At 72.0% G+C, this 17111-nt stretch carries 13 protein-coding genes, 1 pseudogene and 1 riboswitch; of the genes and pseudogenes, 11 read left to right on the plus strand and 3 right to left on the minus strand.

All coding sequences use genetic code 11. The features are described 5' to 3' along the window. Positions 1–50 precede the first annotated feature (50 nt). Entirely contained in the window at positions 51–1172 is a 1122-nt protein-coding gene (gene gcvT, locus ACIRVF_RS19805) for a glycine cleavage system aminomethyltransferase GcvT (protein WP_402819044.1), read from the minus strand. A gap of 247 nt (positions 1173–1419) precedes the next feature. Then, positions 1420–1525, minus strand: a riboswitch (glycine riboswitch). A gap of 254 nt (positions 1526–1779) precedes the next feature. On the opposite strand from gcvT, the gene ACIRVF_RS19810 reads away from it, so the two are divergent. The 7 genes and pseudogenes from ACIRVF_RS19810 (at position 1780) to ACIRVF_RS19840 (ending at position 10188) form a co-directional block, all read left to right on the plus strand. Further along, positions 1780–2577: an enhanced serine sensitivity protein SseB C-terminal domain-containing protein gene (locus ACIRVF_RS19810; RefSeq protein ID WP_402819047.1), complete on the plus strand. Its 798-nt coding sequence runs from the start codon at positions 1780–1782 to the stop codon at positions 2575–2577. 115 nt (positions 2578–2692) lie between these two features. Then, positions 2693–3511: pseudogene (locus ACIRVF_RS19815) on the plus strand (enhanced serine sensitivity protein SseB C-terminal domain-containing protein); the annotation flags it as partial. A 605-nt stretch (positions 3512–4116) separates the two neighbouring features. Next, positions 4117–5106, plus strand: coding sequence for an ABC transporter permease (locus tag ACIRVF_RS19820; protein WP_402819050.1), 990 nt, complete (start codon positions 4117–4119; stop codon positions 5104–5106). A gap of 51 nt (positions 5107–5157) precedes the next feature. Then, entirely contained in the window at positions 5158–6930 is a 1773-nt protein-coding gene (locus tag ACIRVF_RS19825; RefSeq protein ID WP_402819053.1) for an ABC transporter substrate-binding protein, read from the plus strand. Positions 6931–7029: 99 nt separating this feature from the next. Then, complete coding sequence (locus ACIRVF_RS19830; protein ID WP_402819056.1) at positions 7030–8040, plus strand: ABC transporter permease; 1011 nt, start codon at positions 7030–7032, stop codon at positions 8038–8040. Next, complete coding sequence (locus tag ACIRVF_RS19835; RefSeq protein ID WP_402819058.1) at positions 8037–9107, plus strand: ABC transporter ATP-binding protein; 1071 nt, start codon at positions 8037–8039, stop codon at positions 9105–9107. Before ACIRVF_RS19830 ends, ACIRVF_RS19835 begins: the two co-directional genes overlap by 4 nt. A gap of 34 nt (positions 9108–9141) precedes the next feature. After that, positions 9142–10188 carry an ABC transporter ATP-binding protein gene (locus tag ACIRVF_RS19840; RefSeq protein WP_402819061.1) on the plus strand — a complete coding sequence of 349 codons (1047 nt, stop codon included), beginning with the start codon at positions 9142–9144 and terminating at the stop codon, positions 10186–10188. A gap of 112 nt (positions 10189–10300) precedes the next feature. On the opposite strand, the gene ACIRVF_RS19845 is transcribed toward ACIRVF_RS19840, so the two are convergent. Beyond that, the gene (locus ACIRVF_RS19845; protein ID WP_402819064.1) at positions 10301–11704 is read right to left on the minus strand and encodes an acyltransferase family protein; all 1404 of its coding nucleotides are present in this window, start codon (positions 11702–11704) and stop codon (positions 10301–10303) included. Positions 11705–11832: 128 nt separating this feature from the next. On the opposite strand from ACIRVF_RS19845, the gene ACIRVF_RS19850 reads away from it, so the two are divergent. Then, on the plus strand, positions 11833–12492 hold the full coding sequence (locus ACIRVF_RS19850) for a trimeric intracellular cation channel family protein (protein ID WP_402819067.1): 660 nt from the start codon (positions 11833–11835) through the stop codon (positions 12490–12492). Here ACIRVF_RS19850 and ACIRVF_RS19855 read toward each other — a convergent pair. Continuing rightward, a complete protein-coding gene (locus ACIRVF_RS19855) occupies positions 12398–13174 on the minus strand; it encodes an IclR family transcriptional regulator (RefSeq protein ID WP_402819070.1) in 777 nt (258 codons plus the stop codon). The genes ACIRVF_RS19850 and ACIRVF_RS19855 overlap by 95 nt on opposite strands. A 158-nt stretch (positions 13175–13332) precedes the next feature. On the opposite strand from ACIRVF_RS19855, the gene ACIRVF_RS19860 reads away from it, so the two are divergent. The 3 genes from ACIRVF_RS19860 (at position 13333) to ACIRVF_RS19870 (ending at position 17032) form a co-directional block, all read left to right on the plus strand. After that, the gene (locus ACIRVF_RS19860) at positions 13333–14514 is read left to right on the plus strand and encodes a cysteine desulfurase family protein (RefSeq protein WP_402819073.1); all 1182 of its coding nucleotides are present in this window, start codon (positions 13333–13335) and stop codon (positions 14512–14514) included. A 63-nt stretch (positions 14515–14577) separates the two neighbouring features. Further along, positions 14578–15714: a tRNA 2-thiouridine(34) synthase MnmA gene (gene mnmA / locus ACIRVF_RS19865; RefSeq protein WP_402819076.1), complete on the plus strand. Its 1137-nt coding sequence runs from the start codon at positions 14578–14580 to the stop codon at positions 15712–15714. A gap of 136 nt (positions 15715–15850) precedes the next feature. Then, a complete protein-coding gene (locus ACIRVF_RS19870) occupies positions 15851–17032 on the plus strand; it encodes an alpha/beta hydrolase family protein (protein ID WP_402819079.1) in 1182 nt (393 codons plus the stop codon). The last annotated feature ends 79 nt before the right edge of the window (positions 17033–17111 follow it).

Consider the following 17111-nt stretch of genomic DNA (forward strand, 5'->3'; position numbering starts at 1 on the left):
CGGACGGCTCCGACGTGCGTGTATGGGAAATCGAGGGGGCTGTGACGGCCTCAGCGGGCGCGCTTGTAGAACGGCAGCGCCACGACCTGGACGGGCTCGTGCTTGCCGCGCACGTCCACCGCCACGGTGGTGCCCGGGGCGGCGTGGGCCGCGTCGACGTAGGCCATCGCGATCGGCTTGCCCAGGGTCGGGGACGGCGCGCCCGAGGTGATCCGGCCGATCGGGGCGCCGTCGGTGGAGACCACCGTGTACTCGGCGCGCGGCACGCGCTTGCCCTCGGAGACCAGGCCGACCAGCACCTTCGGCGGGTTGGTCTCGGCCGCGGCGGCGGCCTGCTCCAGCGCCTTGCGGCCGACGAACGCGCCGTCGTTGGTGGTCTTGTCGAAGCGGACGACCCGGCCCAGGCCCGCGTCGAACGGGGTCAGGTCGGTGGACAGCTCGTGCCCGTACAGCGGCATGCCCGCCTCCAGGCGCAGCGTGTCGCGGCAGGACAGGCCGCAGGGGACCAGGCCGTGGCCCTCGCCGGCGGCGGTCAGGGCCTGCCAGACCGGCTCGGCGTCGATCGGGTGGCAGAAGATCTCGAAGCCGTCCTCGCCGGTGTAGCCGGTGCGGGCCAGCAGCACCTCGCGGCCGGCCACCTGGGCCGGGAGGATCGCGTAGTACTTCAGGCCGGGCAGGTCGGCGTCGGTGGTCTTCGCCAGGACGGCGGTGGCCTCCGGGCCCTGGACGGCGATCAGCGCGTAGGTGTCGCGGTCGTCGGTGACGACGGCGTCGAAGCCCTTGGCACGGGCGATCAGCTCGTCCAGCACCAGCTGGGCGTTGGAGGCGTTGGCGACCACCAGGAAGGCGTCCTCGCGCAGGCGGTAGACGATCAGGTCGTCCAGGATGCCGCCGTCCTCGGCGCAGATCATGGTGTAGCGGGCGCGCAGCACGCCGAGCGCGGAGACGAAGCCGACCAGGGCGTGGTCCAGCATCTCGCCGGCCTGCGGGCCGGTGACGGTGATCTCGCCCATGTGCGAAAGGTCGAACAGGCCGGCCTTGGTGCGGACGGCGAGGTGCTCCTCGCGCTCGCTGCCGTAGCGCAGCGGCATGTCCCAGCCGGCGAAGTCGGTCATGGTCGCGCCGAGGGCGCGGTGCAGCGCGTCGAGCGCGGTGAGGCGGAGGGACGACATGGCCAGGAACTCCTCGGTCGGGGCACTCAGGGGTGCGCGCGCCGGGACCGGACCCGCTCGGGGACCGACCCTGCGCGCGGGCATGCGGCGGCGTGGGTCTCCCCATCTGTCGTCGAACCTGAGAGCTTCACCGCCCGCCTGCCCGCAGCTGGTGCCAGCATCAGCTGGTTCCAGCATCGGGGACAGGACGGCGGCTTGCACCGTGGGTGGGCGCGCGACAAGGCCGTGCGCCGCTTTCCAGATGTGCCTAACCCGCGCGGTAGGGGGGCCTGAGAGATTCCGGGGAGGACTTGCTCCTTCGGCGCCGGCTGTGCCCCCCCGAGGGGCACTCCGGGCTCTCCCGCGCGGGTTCGAGCGGCCGGTGTGGAGTTGTGGGGGCCCGCGGCGCATGCCGTCGGACGCGCACATCATGGCACGTCCGCGCGGAGGAGGGGAGAGGGGACCCGGTCACACGGCGCGGAGCGCCCGGTCACGTGCCACGGCGCGCCCCGCCGCACGCCGCCGGGCGCCCTCCGGGGGGCCGACGCGCGTTCGAAGCCGAGCCCTAAACTTCTCCGCGTCGGCGCAGCAGTGGGCGGCCGACCGGCACGAGGGCGGACGGCGGCGCATGGAGTACCCGGTGGAGCAGCAGCAGGGGTGGGACGGGCCGCAGGCGGCGCCGTCGGGCGGCGCGTGGCCGGCGAACGAGCTGGAGCAGGTGCTGACGGCCGCGCTGGGCGACCCGGGGGCGACGCCGCGGGTGATCGAGGTGCTGGCCCGCAGCCAGGTGTGGATCCCGCTGCCGGCCGGCGGCGACCCGAACGGGCAGTCGCTGGACCTGCCGACCGTCGAGCTGGCCGGCGCCCCGTACGTGCCGGTGTTCTCCTCGCAGGAGGTGTTCCTGCAGCAGGCGCCGGGGATGGCCTTCGCGGTCGCGCCGGCCTGGGAGTTCGCCCGCGGGCTGCCGCTGGGCGTGGGCATCGCGGTCAACCCGGAGGCGGCGGTGGGCATCCCGGTGCCCCCGCAGGGCGTGGCGGAGCTGCGCCGCGGCCCCCGGGAGGAGCGCTGGGAGCAGCAGCCGGAGGCGCCGACCGGCGGCCGGGTGGCGCTGCGCGAGCCCGTGCCGGGCGAGGACCCGGAGCACTTCCTGGCTGCCTGCAGGGCCGAACTGTCGGCCCTGCCGGGGGTCCTGACCGCGCGCCGGGCGCTGGCCAGCATCGAGGGCGAGCCGACCGTGATGTTCGTGGGCGTCCAGCTGGACCCGGCGGCCCCGGCCGACCCGGGGGCGGTGAACGAGGCGCTCGGCCGGGCGCTGGGAACCGCGCCGCTGCCGGGCGGCGTCCACCTCGTGCTGCTCGACCTCGCCGACGACCCGGTGGTCGAGTGGCTGCTGACCCGGGTCATGCCCTTCTACTCGCGGGTGTGAGCGGGGATCCTTCACAGGCACGTCGCCGTGGCGGCGGCCGGTGCCGCGCCATAGGGTGCGTGCAGGCGGCTGACGGGCCGGCGGGTTCAGGAAAGAGGCGCGGCGAGGTGGGCGCATGAGTGCGGGAACGGGAGCGGGCGGGGTGCCGGGGCCCTGGGGCCAGGCACCGGCCGGGCGCCCGGGCGCGGATCCGGGCGCGTTGGAGCAGGCTCTGCGCGAGGTCGTGCCGGAGCGCTGGGACGCGTACGAGCGGCTGCTGCACGCGCTGGCCGAGGGCCGGGTCTGGATGCTGCTGTGGCACGGCAGCCCGGGCAGTCCGGACGCCCAGTACGGGAACATGGAGATCGGCGGTCACGGCTACGCGCCGGCCGTCACCTCGCCCGAGCAGCTGACGGCCTCCGGCTGGGCCCGGGCCCACGAGGTCATCTCCGGACGGGAGATCGCCGCTTCGCTGTACCGCACCCGCTGGGGCCTGTGGCTCAACCCGCACGCGCCGGGCGGCGGGGTCGGCGTGCCGTGGGCGGACCTGCGGCGGATCGCCGCGGGCCTGGACCGGCTGCCGGCCGGTCCGTTGAAGCTGAGCGAGCCGCAGGTGAACGCCCAGCAGTTCTTCGCGCTGCTGGAGCGGCAGGCGGGCGAGGTGCGCGCGGTCCGGGCGCTGCGCCGGGCCTGGGTGCAGCCGTCGGTGGGGGAGCCGTACCTGGCGATCGGCCTCGACCTGTACGAGAGTTCGCCGCCGGCGGTGGAGGCGGTCAGGGCGCTGATGCAGCGGGCGATCGCGGTGGCCCCGGAGGGGCTCGCGGTGTCCACCGTGGCGATGTCGGACGAGTACGACCCGGTGGCGCTGTGGATGCGCGCCAACGCGCGGCCGTTCTTCGACCGGGAGGCGGGCCGACCGCCGACGGGCCCGTACCCGCCGGTGCCGCCGCCGTACCCGGGGCAGTCGATGCCGGGCCGCCCGGTCCCGGGGCAGTCGATGCCCGGGCAGCCGATGCCCGGTTATGCGTACGGCACCCAGCCGCCCGCGCCGGGTTGGGGGCAGCAGCCCCAGCCGCCGTGGCCCGGATACCCCGGCCGCTGATTGCCGAAACCCGCTGTTGTCAATACCTCTGCCAGAAAGCCGACTTGATCCCTGATCAGGTCGGCTTCGGTGCTTTCGGGACGAATTTCCGTTCTCGGTGCCGGCACATCTTGACATGGCAGTTACAGCCATGTGAAGAGGGATATGCCGAAGATCGGGGAGGTGCATGCGGGCAGATCACAGTTGGGCATCTGTCGGTTGTCAGGGCTGGCGCAAGCCAGTTCGGATGGCAGAGAGTTCTGCGCAACGCATCGCGCGTACTGGAAACCCCACGAAGGTGAACGCGCACGCCGACCGCTCGATCCACGCGACGCCCATCCCGCGTGGAGGCAGTACCCGTGCACGACGTACTGCCGCGAACACCTGCACTTAGCACCTCCGCACGTCCGCAGCCGTACCGCCGAACCGGCGCCCGGCACCCGTGGGCCGGCCACCGTCGGCGAGGGGACCAACTGACCATGACCGCACCCATGACAACCGCCGGGAACGAACCCGAGGCACTCGCCTCCCCGAGCCCGGCCAAGACGATCGAGGGCCGCTCCCTCGGTCGGATCGCCTGGACCCGCTTCAAGCGGGACAAGGCCGCCGTCGCCGGCGGCATCGTGGTGATCCTGCTGATCCTCCTGGCCGTCCTGGCCGGGCCCCTGGAGTCCCTGTTCGGACTCGACCCCGACCAGCCGAACACCGACCTGCTGGACGCCGACCTCGGTGGACTCCCGCTCGGCGACTGGGGCGGGATGAGCGCGGACCACCCGCTCGGCATCGACCCGCTGCAGGGCCGCGACCTGCTCGCCCGCGTGGTCGACGGCTCCTGGGTCTCCCTGCTGGTCGCCTTCGGCGCGACCGTCCTGTCCAACACCCTCGGCACCGTGCTCGGCGTGATGGCCGGCTACTACGGCGGCTGGGTGGACACCGTGATCAGCCGGCTGATGGACGTCTTCCTGGCGTTCCCGCTGCTGCTGTTCGCCATCGCGATCTCCGCCTCGCTCCAGGGCGGCGCGTTCGGCCTGCACGGCCTCCCGCTGCACATCATGGTGCTGATCTTCGTGATCGGCTTCTTCAACTGGCCCTACATGGGCCGGATCGTGCGCGGACAGACCCTCTCGCTGCGCGAGCGGGAGTTCGTCCACGCGGCCCGCAGCCTCGGCGCCCGCGGCCCGTTCATCCTGTTCAAGGAGCTGCTGCCGAACCTGGTCGGCCCGATCCTGGTCTACTCGACCCTGCTGATCCCGACCAACATCCTCTTCGAGGCCGGTCTGAGCTTCCTCGGCGTCGGCATCCAGCCCCCGCAGTCCTCGTGGGGCGGCATGCTCGCCGACGCCAAGAACTACTACCAGGTGGACCCCCAGTACATGGTGGTCCCCGGCCTGGCGATCTTCATCACCGTGCTCGCGTTCAACCTGCTCGGCGACGGGCTGCGTGACGCCCTCGATCCCAAGAGCAACTGACCAGGCGTCAGAACCCTCCTTCCTCCACACCTCAAGGGGTTGATCTCACCCATGCGTAGGTCCCGTACCGTCGCGCTGACCGCCGCGGCCGCTGCCGCGGTCCTGGTCGTCACCGGCTGCTCGTCCAGCTCGAAGAGCAGCGACGGCTCCTCTTCCTCCTCCGGCAACGCGAGTGGCGGCGGTGCCGACGCGGCCACCAAGCAGATCGTCAACGCCTCGGACAAGAAGGGCGGGACGGTCACCTACGAGATGAAGGGCACGCCGGACTCCCTCGATCCGGGCAACACGTACTACGCGTACATCTACAACTTCTCGCGCCTGTACGGCCGTCCGCTGACCACCTTCAACCCGGCCGCCGGCGCGGACGGCAACAAGCTGGTCCCGGACCTCGCCGAGTCGATGGGCCAGCCCAGCGCGGACGGCCTGACCTGGACGTACAAGCTGCGCGCGGGCCTGAAGTACGACGACGGCACCCCGATCACCTCCAAGGACGTCAAGTACGCCGTGGAGCGCTCGAACTACGCGCCCGAGGTGAACTCCAACGGCCCGACGTACTTCCACGACCTGCTGGTCGACAACCCGACGCCGTACCAGGGCCCGTACAAGGACAAGACCGGCGACCTGAAGTCGATCGAGACCCCGGACGACACCACGGTCGTCTTCCACCTGCAGCACCCCTTCGCCGACTTCGACTACCTGGTCAGCGCCCCGCAGACCGCGCCGGTCCCGCAGGCCAAGGACACCGGTGCCGACTACGTGAAGCACATCGTGTCCTCGGGCAGCTACAAGTTCGAGACCTACGAGGACGGCAAGCAGGCCGTCCTGGTCCCGAACACCAACTGGGACAAGAGCACCGACCCGATCCGCAAGCAGCTGGCGGACAAGATCGTGCTCAAGATGAACATCGACCAGGCCACCATCGACAAGGACCTGCTGGCCGGCAACGCCCAGGTCGACCTGGTCGGCGGCGGCGTCGACCCGCAGACCCAGGCGCAGATCCTGCGCGACCCGAAGCTCAAGGCCAAGACCGACAACGCCTACGGCGGCCGCCTGGTCTACATGGCGATCAACACCAAGGTCGCGCCGTTCGACAACATCGACTGCCGCAAGGCCGTCCAGTACGCGATCGACAAGGTCGCGGTGCAGACGGCGCTCGGCGGCCCGATCCGCGGCCAGGTGGCCAGCACCGTCCTCCCGCCGGACATCCCGGGCCACCAGGACTTCAACCTGTACGAGACCAAGGACAACAAGGGCGACCAGGCCAAGGCCAAGGACTCCCTGAAGGCCTGCGGCAAGGACGGCGGCTTCAGCACCGTCCTGACCGCCCGCACCGAGCGCGCGACCGAGGTCGCCGCGGCCACCCAGATCCAGGCGCAGCTGAAGAACGTCGGCATCAACGTCGAGATCCAGCAGTTCCCGCAGGGCAAGTACCTGACCGACTCGGCCGGCGCGCCGCAGTACACCCAGGACCACAACATCGGCCTGATGATGATGCAGTGGGGCGCCGACTGGCCGACCGGCTACGGCTTCCTGCAGCAGATCGTCGACGGCCGCGCGATCAAGCCGTCCGGCAACAGCAACCTGGCCCAGCTGAACGACCCGGCCGTCAACAAGATGATCGACGACGCCGCCGTCAACCCGGACAAGGCCGCCCGCGAGAAGATCTACGGCGACATCGACAAGAAGGTCATGGAGTCCGCGGTGTACGTCCCGCTGACCGACTTCAAGGTCTTCCTGTACCGCCCGGACAGCGCCACCAACGTCGCCTCCACCCCGGCCTTCTCGGGTGAGTACGACTACCTGAACATCGGCACCACCAAGTAAAGAGCCTGGCTCCGCATCCCTGAAGGCAGGTGAAGGCAGCGGCGCCCGCCGCCGTCCGGAAGATCCCGGACGGCGGCGGGCCGCCGGAGCCGCCCAACTGTGTTTGCCTACATCGTTCGCAGGATCCTCGCGGCCGCGGTGCTGCTGCTGGTCGTCAGCGCGGTCACCTTCGCGATCTTCTTCCTGCTCCCGCGCATCGCCGGCGAGACCACCGACCAGCTGGCCGCGCAGTACATCGGGAAGAACCCGTCGCCCGAGGCGATCGCGGCGGTCAAGAAGAACCTCGGTTTCGACCAGCCGCTGTACACCCAGTACTGGAACTTCCTGAAGGCGCTGGTCAGCGGCGCCGAGTACAAGTTCGGGCCGGAACCGGCCACCTGCCACGTGCCCTGCTTCGGCTACTCCTTCAAGAACCACCTGGAGGTCTGGCCGGAGATGACCAGCCGGATCCCGGTCACCATCTCGCTCGCCATCGGCGCGGCGGTGCTCTGGCTGATCTCCGGCATCACCACGGGCGTCATCTCCGCGCTCAAGCCGCGGTCGATCTTCGACCGGCTCTCCATGGGCGTCGCCCTGGCGGGCGTCTCGCTGCCGGTCTTCTTCACCGGCGCCCTGCTGCTCACGGTGTTCAGCTACGAGTGGCCGATCCTGGACAACCTGCACTACGTCAACTTCACCGACGACCCGCTGATGTGGGCCCGCAACCTGATCCTCCCGTGGATCTCGCTGGCCTTCCTCTACTCCGCGCTCTACGCCCGCCTCACCCGCGCCGGCATGCTGGAGACGATGAGCGAGGACTACATCCGCACCGCCCGGGCCAAGGGCCTGGTCGAGCGCAAGGTCGTCGTCAAGCACGGACTGCGCTCCGCGCTCACCCCGATCGTCACCATCTTCGGCATGGACCTCGGCCTGCTGCTCGGCGGAGCGCTGATCACCGAGCAGGTGTTCTCGCTCAACGGCGTCGGCCAGTTCGCCGTCCAGGCGATCACCGACAACGACCTGCCCAAGGTCCTCGGCGTCACGCTGCTCGCCGCCTTCTTCATCGTCGCCTGCAACCTCGTGGTCGACCTCCTGTACGCCCTCGTCGACCCCCGCGTGAGGCTCTCGTGACCGACCTCCAGAAGACCCCGGCGGACTCCGCTCCCGCTCCTCTGGGAGACCCGTTCCTGTCCGTCCGCGACCTGCGGATCCACTTCGACACCGACGACGGCCTGGTCCGCTCGGTGGACGGGGTCAGCTTCGACCTGCACAAGGGCCGCACCCTGGGCATCGTCGGCGAGTCCGGCTCCGGCAAGTCCGTCACCTCGCTCGGCATCATGGGCCTGCACCGCTCCAAGCGGGCCCGGATCAGCGGCGAGATCCTGCTCGACGGCGAGGACCTGATCGCGGCCGGACCGGACCGGGTGCGCCAACTGCGCGGCCGCGAACTGGCGATGATCTTCCAGGACCCGCTGACCGCGATGCACCCCTACTACACGGTCGGCGCCCAGATCATCGAGGCGTACCGGGTGCACCACCCCAAGGCCACCAAGAAGGAGGCCAGGGCCCGGGCGATCGAGATGCTCGACCGGGTCGGCATCCCGCAGCCGGACCGCCGGCTGGACGACTACCCGCACCAGTTCTCCGGCGGCATGCGCCAGCGCGCGATGATCGCCATGGCCCTGGTCAACGACCCCTCGCTGCTGATCGCCGACGAGCCGACCACCGCCCTGGACGTCACCGTCCAGGCGCAGATCCTGGACCTCATCCGCGACCTCCAGCAGGAGTTCGGCTCCGCGGTCATCATCATCACCCACGACCTCGGGGTGGTCGCCGAGCTCGCCGACGACATCCTGGTCATGTACGGCGGCAAGTGCGTCGAGCGCGGCCCCGCCGAGAGCCTCTTCGACGCGCCCGAACACCCCTACACCTGGGGCCTGTTGGGGTCGATGCCGCGACTGGACCGGGAGCTGCAGGACCGGCTCGTCCCGGTGAAGGGCACCCCGCCCAGCCTGATCAACGTGCCGTCCGGCTGCGCCTTCCACCCGCGCTGCCCGTACGCCGCCCTGACCGGCGGACGCTCCACGAGCGAGGTCCCGGTGCTGGCCGAGGCCGCTCCCGGGCACCTCGCGGCCTGCCACCTGCCGGCCGACGAGCGGCACCGCATCTTCGCCGACGAGATCGCGCCCCGGCTGTGAGCCCGGCCCCGTACCACCATTCTGGAGAGAACCGATGACGGACACTCAGGGGGCCACCATCCCTTCCCCGGCGCCCGCGCCCGAGCGCGAGCCGCTGCTGAAGGTGGCCGGCCTCACCCGGCACTTCCCGATCCGCGGCGGGCTGCTGCGGCGCCAGACCGGCGCGGTGCGGGCCGTCGACGGCATCGACTTCACCGTCAACGCCGGTGAGACGCTGGGCGTCGTCGGCGAGTCCGGCTGCGGCAAGTCCACCATGGGGCGGCTGATCACCCGGCTCGACGAACCCACCGGCGGGAAGATCGAGTTCGAGGGCACCGACATCAGCCACCTGGGCGTCGGCGCGATGCGGCCGCTGCGCCGCGACATCCAGATGATCTTCCAGGACCCGTACTCCTCGCTGAACCCGCGGCACACCGTCGGCACCATCGTCAGCGCGCCGTTCAGGCTCCAGGGCGTCCAGCCGGAGGGCGGCGTCAAGAAGGCCGTCCAGGACCTGCTGGAGCTCTGCGGGCTCAGCCCCGAGCACTACAACCGCTACCCGCACGAGTTCTCCGGCGGCCAGCGCCAGCGCATCGGCATCGCCCGGGCCCTCGCGCTGAAGCCGAAGATGATCGTCGCGGACGAGCCGGTCTCGGCGCTCGACGTGTCGATCCAGGCCCAGGTGGTCAACCTGCTGGACGACCTCCAGCAGGAGCTCGGCCTGACCTACCTGATCATCGCGCACGACCTCTCGGTGGTCCGGCACGTCTCCGACCGGGTGGCGGTGATGTACCTCGGCAAGATCGTCGAGATCGCCGACCGCGACTCGCTCTACCGCAGCCCGATGCACCCGTACACCAACGCCCTGATGTCGGCCGTCCCGGTGCCGGACCCGCGCCGGCGCCAGAGCGGCGGCCGCGAGCGGATCCTGCTCACGGGCGACGTGCCCTCGCCGATCAACCCGCCGAGCGGCTGCCGCTTCCGCACCCGCTGCTGGAAGGCCCAGGACGTGTGCGCGAGCCAGGAACCGGCCCTGACGGCGCTGAAGACCGGCCACCAGGTGGCCTGTCACTTCCCCGAGCGCGGCGAGGGGAACGACTAGCGCGGCCCCGAGCGCGGCGAGGGGAACGACCAGCAGAGCCCGTACGCACGAAGGCCGCCCGCCCCCGGAGAGGGGAGCGGGCGGCCTTCGTGCGTCGTGTGCGCCGGGGCCGTCAGCCGCGACCGGCGACGGGCTCCGCCTCCCGGGCCGCCTCGGCGGCCTCGGCCGGCTGCGGCTCGCGCACGGCCGGGGCGGCCGGACGGGCGAACGGCAGGTCGGAGGGGAAGCGGCGGTTCAGCGCCTTGATCACCTTGCGGCCCAGGTTCTGGAACGGGATCTCGATCAGGCGGTAGCTGAGGTAACTGATCACCAGCAGGGCGGCCATCAACCCGAAGAACTGCAGGCTGCGGTCCTGCCAGGAGGTGAAGGGCGGCCGGTTCTCCAGCTTCCAGTTCATGAAGTGGATGAGCGGGTTGTGCAGGAGGTAGACCGAGTAGCTGATCGTGCCCAGCCAGCTCAGCCAGCGCGGGAAGCGGCGGTGCCGCAGCAGCATGCCGATCGCGAAGACGACCCAGGCGGCCAGGTAGGCGCCGGAGAAGGCCTGCCAGGACTCGCTCCAGGTCCGCCAGAGTGCGTTGCCCCGGTTGTACATGTAGCCGGACAGGACGCCGGAGGTGAGGACGAAGCCGCAGCACAGCAGGGCCGGCAGACGGTCGATCTGGCCGTGCTCCAGCCGGTACAGGACCGTTCCGGCGAACATGGTGGCGAAGATCATGAGGGTCTCGAAGGCGGCGGAGCGCCCGTTCAGCATGACCAGCACCAGGCCCAGCCCGCCGAGCATCGTCCCGCCCCAGCGGGTCAGGTCGGCCCGGCCGGTGAGGAAGCAGACCATCGCGGTGATCACGACGACCAGGACGGCCAGCGCCAGGTGCCGGTTGGCGGGCAGGCCGCCGTCGGCCGTGAGCAGGCCGAGCGGCAGCCAGGAGCCGAGGAGCAGCGCACCGCCCGCGAAGCCGATCGCGATCGGGGCGCTCTGCCGGTGCCGGCCGTTGACGAACAGGGCCGTCACGAAGAAATAGAAGATCATTTCATAGGTGAGCGTCCACATCACGCCGATGACGTTCGGGATGCCCGTCAGGTCCTGGACCATCGTGGCGTTGCCCGCCAGGGAGAGCAGCGGATGGTCGAAGGCGAAGCCCTGGATGACCGAGTGGTTGCGGGGCAGCACCAGCAGGCTCACCACGACGGTGACGATCACCACCGGGTAGATCCGGAAGTACCGGCCCGCCCAGAACGAGCGGACGTCGCCGCGCCGTTCCAGCGAGGCCGGGATGATGTATCCGCTGACCAGGAAGAACAGCATCACGCCGAAGATGCCCGGATCTCCGAAGTTGCGCGGTTCGTGGTCGATGTGGAGCCAGTAGAACGGCAGCGCCAGGTGGTAGATGGCGACGGAGAGCGCGGCTATGCCGCGCAGGGCGTCGAGCCAACCGAGCCTCGACGAGGCGGCGGAGGCGGCGCCGCCCCCGGCGGTTCGGGAGTTCTGGCGTGGGGATGCGCGTCCGATGAGCTTCACACGCGGGAGGTTAGCGGAGCGCGGGGAGGAGTGGGGCAGCGCGGTGGTGCCGGGCGTTCCGCGAGACGGTTTCATCCGAACTGTGACCGATGTCCGGAGAGGTGCGGGGCATCAGGTACACATGGACGGTGAGTTCGCAGATCTTCCCCTCCGACGTGCAGCAATCGCTCGACCTGGCCGGCATCTTCGTCTTCGCCCTCTCCGGGGGGCTGCTCGCCGTCCGCAAGAACATGGACATCTTCGGGATCTGTGTGCTCGCGGAGGCCACCGCCCTGGGCGGCGGGGTGATCCGCGACCTGGTCATCGGGGCGACACCGGTGGCCGCCTTCAGCAACTTCGGGTACTTCGTGACCCCGCTCGCGGCCGCGCTGGTGGTGTTCTTCCTGCACCCCGAGGTCGAGCGGATCAACCGCGCGGTGCAGACCCTGGACGCCCTCGGCCTCGGGCTGTTCTGCGTCACCGGCACCGCCAAGGCGCACGACTACGGGCTGGGCGCGGTCGCCGCGGTCGCGCTGGGCATGGTGACCGCGGCGGGCGGCGGCGTGATCCGCGACGTGCTGGCCGGTGAGATCCCCTCCCTGCTGCGCTGGGACCGCGAGATCTACGCCGTCCCGGCCCTGGTCGGCGCCGCCCTGGTGGCCGCGCTGATCGCCGCCGACCGGCTCACCGGCGCCACCGGCACCGCCGCCGCGCTCACCGCCTTCGGGCTGCGGATGCTCGCCCTGAGGTACGGCTGGCGCGCCCCGCGGGCCTGGCACCGCAACGGTTCTCGCACCAGCGAGGAGTAGGCGAGCCGCCGTACGCGAGCGAGATCGCCTCGGCCGTGCAGAGCAGCTCCGGCAGCATCCGGGCCAGTTCGGCCGGCCGCACCTGGCTGGCCGGGGCGCTCAGCGCGCAGGCCGCGACCGTCCGCCCGCCGCTGCCCGCGACCGGCGCGGCCACGCAGGTCACCGGCTCCCGGTGCTCGGCCGACTCGGCCGCCCAGCCCCGGCGGCGCACCGCCGCCAGCTCGGCCGGCAGCTCCTCCTCGGGGGTGCCGTCCTCCGGCAGTCCGGCGAGCAGCACCCGCCCGACGGCCGTTCCGGTCACCGGCGCGCGGCGCCCGATCCGGGGCGGCAGGGCGGCCGGCGGCGGGCCCACCTCGTCCAGGTAGAGCACCTCGCCGTCGTGCAGCACGGCCAGCTGGACGGTGTAGCCGCAGCGGGCGTTGAGCGCGGCCAGGTACGGCGCCGCGACCTGCCGGACGTCGAAGTCCTCCAGCGCGCGGTGGGCCAGCGAGAGCACCCGGCCGCCGACCCGGTAGCGCAGGTCGGGCTGGCGCCGGACGAACCCGTGCTCCTCCAGGGTGCGCAGCAGCCGCAGCGCGGTGGACTTGTGCACCCCGAGGGTGCTCGCGGCCTGCTCCAGCGAGAGCGGCCCGTCGCCGAGCGAGCCGAGCAGCGTCAGTGCGCGGTCGACCGACTGCGACATGGACGCCCCCCTGGAACTCGTTCGAGAAGTGTTCGTCAGGCTAACCGCTGGGCGGTGCAGTGGTACAAACCAGTGCCGGACGCCGGCGTTCGCACCGGTGGCCGGATCGGTGCGCACCGGGCGGGGCCCCGGGGCACGGCCTCTACAATCGGATGGTTATGCCATACCTGGACCATGCGGCGACCACGCCGATGCTGCCCGAGGCGATCGCCGCGATGACGGCGCACCTGGGGGTGGTCGGCAACGCCTCGTCCCTGCACGCGGCCGGCCGCCGGGCCCGCCGGGTGGTCGAGGAGTCCCGCGAGTCGCTGGCCGAGTCGTTGGGCGCCCGCCCGAGCGAGATCGTGTTCACCGGCGGCGGCACCGAGTCGGACAACCTGGCGGTCAAGGGCCTGTACTGGTCCCGCCGGGACGCCGATCCGGCCCGCACCCGGGTGCTGTCCAGCCCGGTCGAGCACCACGCGGTGCTGGACGCGGTGCACTGGCTCTCCGAGCACGAGGGCGCGACGGTCGAGTACCTGCCGGTGGACGGGTACGGCCGGGTGCACCCCGCGGAACTGCGGGCGGCGATCGAGCGCGACCCGGCATCGGTGGCCCTGGTCACCGTGATGTGGGCCAACAACGAGGTCGGCACCGTCCAGCCGGTGCGCGAACTCGCCGCCGTGGCCGCCGAGTACGGCATCCCGATGCACGCCGACGCGGTGCAGGCGCTGGGCCAGGTCCCGGTCTCCTTCGCCGACTCGGGGCTCACCGCGCTCACCGTCACCGGCCACAAGATCGGCGGCCCGTTCGGCATCGGCGCGCTGCTGCTCTCCCGTGGCGCCACGCCCGTCCCGCTGCTGCACGGCGGCGGCCAGGAGCGCGACGTGCGCTCCGGCACCCTGGACGCCCCCGCCGCCGCCGGCTTCGCGGCCGCCGCGGCGCTTGCCGTGGAGCGGCGGGCCGAGCACGCGGTGACGCTGGGCGCGCTGCGCGACGAGCTGGTGGCCGGGCTGCTGGCGGCCGTCCCGGACGCGGTGCTCAACGGCGACCCGACCGCGGAGGGCAGGCTGCCCGCCAACGCCCACTTCTCCTTCCCCGGCTGCGAGGGCGACGCCCTGCTGATGCTGCTGGACGCCCAGGGCATCGAGTGCTCCACCGGCTCGGCCTGCTCGGCCGGGGTGCCGCAGCCCAGCCACGTGCTGCTCGCGATGGGCGTCGACCCGCTGCTGGCGCGCGCCTCGCTGCGGTTCTCGCTCGGGCACACCTCGGTGCGCGAGGACGTCACGGCGCTGGCGGCCGCGATCGGCCCGGCGGTGCAGCGGGCCCGCAACGCGGGGCTGGCGACGGTACGCCGGTAGGCCGCGTACGGGGTCGGGGCCCGCCTCGGGCATGGCCGGCGGCCCCGTACGCTTGTACTCACCATGACTGACTTCCCGGGTGCCCCGACCACTCCGTCCACCGGCCGTCTGCGCGTGCTCGCGGCGATGTCCGGCGGAGTCGACTCCGCCGTCGCCGCCGCCCGCGCCGTCGAAGCCGGGCACGAGGTGACCGGCGTCCACCTGGCGCTCTCCGCCAACCCGCAGTCCTTCCGCACCGGTGCGCGCGGCTGCTGCACCATCGAGGACTCCCGGGACGCCTGGCGGGCCGCCGACGTGATCGGCATCCCCTTCTACGTCTGGGACCTCGCCGAGCGCTTCCGCGAGGACGTCATCGACGACTTCGTCGCCGAGTACGCGGCCGGGCGGACCCCGAACCCCTGCCTGCGCTGCAACGAGAAGATCAAGTTCGCCGCGCTGCTGGACAAGGCGATCGCCCTCGGCTTCGACGCCGTCTGCACCGGCCACTACGCCCGGATCGTCGACCTGCCCTCCGGCGAGCGCGAGCTGCACCGCGCGGTGGACGGCGCCAAGGACCAGTCCTACGTCCTCGGCGTGCTCGACGCCGAGCAGCTCGCCCACTCCCTCTTCCCGCTCGGTGACACCACCAAGGAGGAGATCCGGGCGGAGGCCGAGCGCCGCGGCCTGGCCGTCGCCAAGAAGCCCGACAGCCACGACATCTGCTTCATCGCCGACGGCGACACCCAGGGCTTCCTGGCCCGGCACCTCGGCACCGCCACCGGCGACATCCTCGACGTCGACGGCACCAAGCTCGGCGAGCACGACGGCGCCTACGGCTTCACCATCGGCCAGCGCAAGGGCCTGCGGATCGGCCGCCCGGCCGCCGACGGCAAGCCGCGCTACGTCCTCGACATCTCCCCGGTGAACAACACCGTCACCGTCGGCCCCGTCGAGGGCCTCGACATCACCGCCCTGACCGCCATCCGCCCCCGCTGGTGCGGCACCGAGCCCCTCACCGAGGGGCGCTACACCGCCCAGCTCCGCGCCCACGGCGAGGAGGTGCCCGTCTCCGCCTCGATGGTCGGCGACACCCTCCACGTCCGCCTCGACACCCCGGCCCGCGGCATCGCCCCCGGCCAGGCCGTCGTCCTCTACGACGGCACCCGCGTCATCGGCTCCGCCACCATCGCCACCACCGAGCGCCCGGCCGTCCACGCCTGAGCGAACCCTGGTTCCGTCCGCGTCAGGGGTGTCATCCGAACGGATGACGCCCCTGAATCCCACGGATGACCGCGGCCGGAGACCGCATCAATCAGGCTGATTCGAGGGTGCGGGCCGCGATCCTAACGTCAGGGGCATGAACCGATCCCGCCGTATCGCGGCCGTCGCCGCCCTTGTGCTCGCTCTGCCGCTTCCGATGGCCGGGGCCGCGATGGCCGCGCCGTCGCCGTCCGCAAGTACGGCTGCCACCGCGGCCGTTGCTCCGGCCGCCTTCCACGCCGAACTGCCCCGCCCGACCGGGCAGTACGCGGCCGGTGAGGAGGTGCTGCGCCTGACCGACCACAGCCGTACCGACCCCTGGGTGCCGTCGGCCGGGCCGCGGCAGCTGGCCGTGTCGATGTTCTACCCGGCCCGGCCGGGCACCGGCGAGCCCGCTCCGTACATGACCCTCGGCGAGGCGCAGGGCTTCGTGGCGACGCGGATCCCGGCCGGTACCGGCCTCCAGCCGCAGGACGTCGTGAACATCGACACCCACGCCCAGACCGGCGCGAAGGCCGTCGGCGGGAAGTTCCCGCTGGTGGTCCTCTCCCCGGGCTTCGAGAACCCCCGCGCCACGCTGACCGGTCTGGCGACCGACCTGGCCAGTCACGGCTACGTGGTGGCCCTGGTCGGTCACACCTACGAGGACTCCGGCGAGACGCTCGCCGACGGCAGCACCCCCGGCTGCGCGCTGTGCGGCACCGGCGCCCCGGACTCGCTCCCGGACAGCCGGGCGAAGGACGTCTCCTTCGTCCTGGACCAACTGACCGGGCACCACCCGGCCTGGCGCCTGGCGCACCTGATCGACCACGACCGCATCGGCATGGCCGGGCACTCGATCGGCGGCGCGTCGGCGCTGACGGCGATGGCCGAGGACCGGCGCATCCTGGCCGGGGTGAACATGGACGGCACGTTCTGGCCGCCGGTCCCGACCGACGAGCTCAACGGGCGCTCGTTCCTCCTGCTCGGGAAGCAGAGCGACCACGCCGCCGGCGGCGGGGACGAGTCCTGGGGGCGGACCTGGGCGGGTTGGGAGGGCTACAAGCCCTGGCTGGCCGTCGCGGGCACCAACCACTCCAGCTTCACGGACGTCCCGGTCCTGGCCGCCGCGGCCGGCCTGCCGTTCCCCCCGGGGACGACCACCTCGCCGGAGCGCGGGATGCAGCTGACCCGGGAGTACGTCGGAGCCTTCTTCGACCGGACCCTGAAGGGAATTCACCAGCCCGTCCTCGACGGCCCGTCGGCGGCGAACCCGGAGGTGTCCTTCCAGCACCCGTGATCGTCCTCGCGGATGCCGGTGATCCCGCGCGCGCCGCCGGCCCGGCGGCGCGCGCGGAACGGCTACCGGCCGGGGCGTA

Source organism: Kitasatospora sp. NPDC101157 (assembly GCF_044768255.1).
Lineage (GTDB): Bacteria > Actinomycetota > Actinomycetes > Streptomycetales > Streptomycetaceae > Kitasatospora.

Excerpts from the sequence above, each read along its gene's own strand:
- gcvT (WP_402819044.1), bottom strand. The coding sequence starts at position 1,172 with ATGTCGTCCCTCCGCCTCACCGCGCTCGACGCGCTGCACCGCGCCCTC.
- ACIRVF_RS19810 (WP_402819047.1), top strand. The coding sequence starts at position 1,780 with ATGGAGTACCCGGTGGAGCAGCAGCAGGGGTGGGACGGGCCGCAGGCG.
- ACIRVF_RS19820 (WP_402819050.1), top strand. The coding sequence starts at position 4,117 with ATGACCGCACCCATGACAACCGCCGGGAACGAACCCGAGGCACTCGCC.
- ACIRVF_RS19825 (WP_402819053.1), top strand. The coding sequence starts at position 5,158 with ATGCGTAGGTCCCGTACCGTCGCGCTGACCGCCGCGGCCGCTGCCGCG.
- ACIRVF_RS19840 (WP_402819061.1), top strand. The coding sequence starts at position 9,142 with ATGACGGACACTCAGGGGGCCACCATCCCTTCCCCGGCGCCCGCGCCC.
- ACIRVF_RS19855 (WP_402819070.1), bottom strand. The coding sequence starts at position 13,174 with ATGTCGCAGTCGGTCGACCGCGCACTGACGCTGCTCGGCTCGCTCGGC.
- ACIRVF_RS19860 (WP_402819073.1), top strand. The coding sequence starts at position 13,333 with ATGCCATACCTGGACCATGCGGCGACCACGCCGATGCTGCCCGAGGCG.
- mnmA (WP_402819076.1), top strand. The coding sequence starts at position 14,578 with ATGACTGACTTCCCGGGTGCCCCGACCACTCCGTCCACCGGCCGTCTG.
- ACIRVF_RS19870 (WP_402819079.1), top strand. The coding sequence starts at position 15,851 with ATGAACCGATCCCGCCGTATCGCGGCCGTCGCCGCCCTTGTGCTCGCT.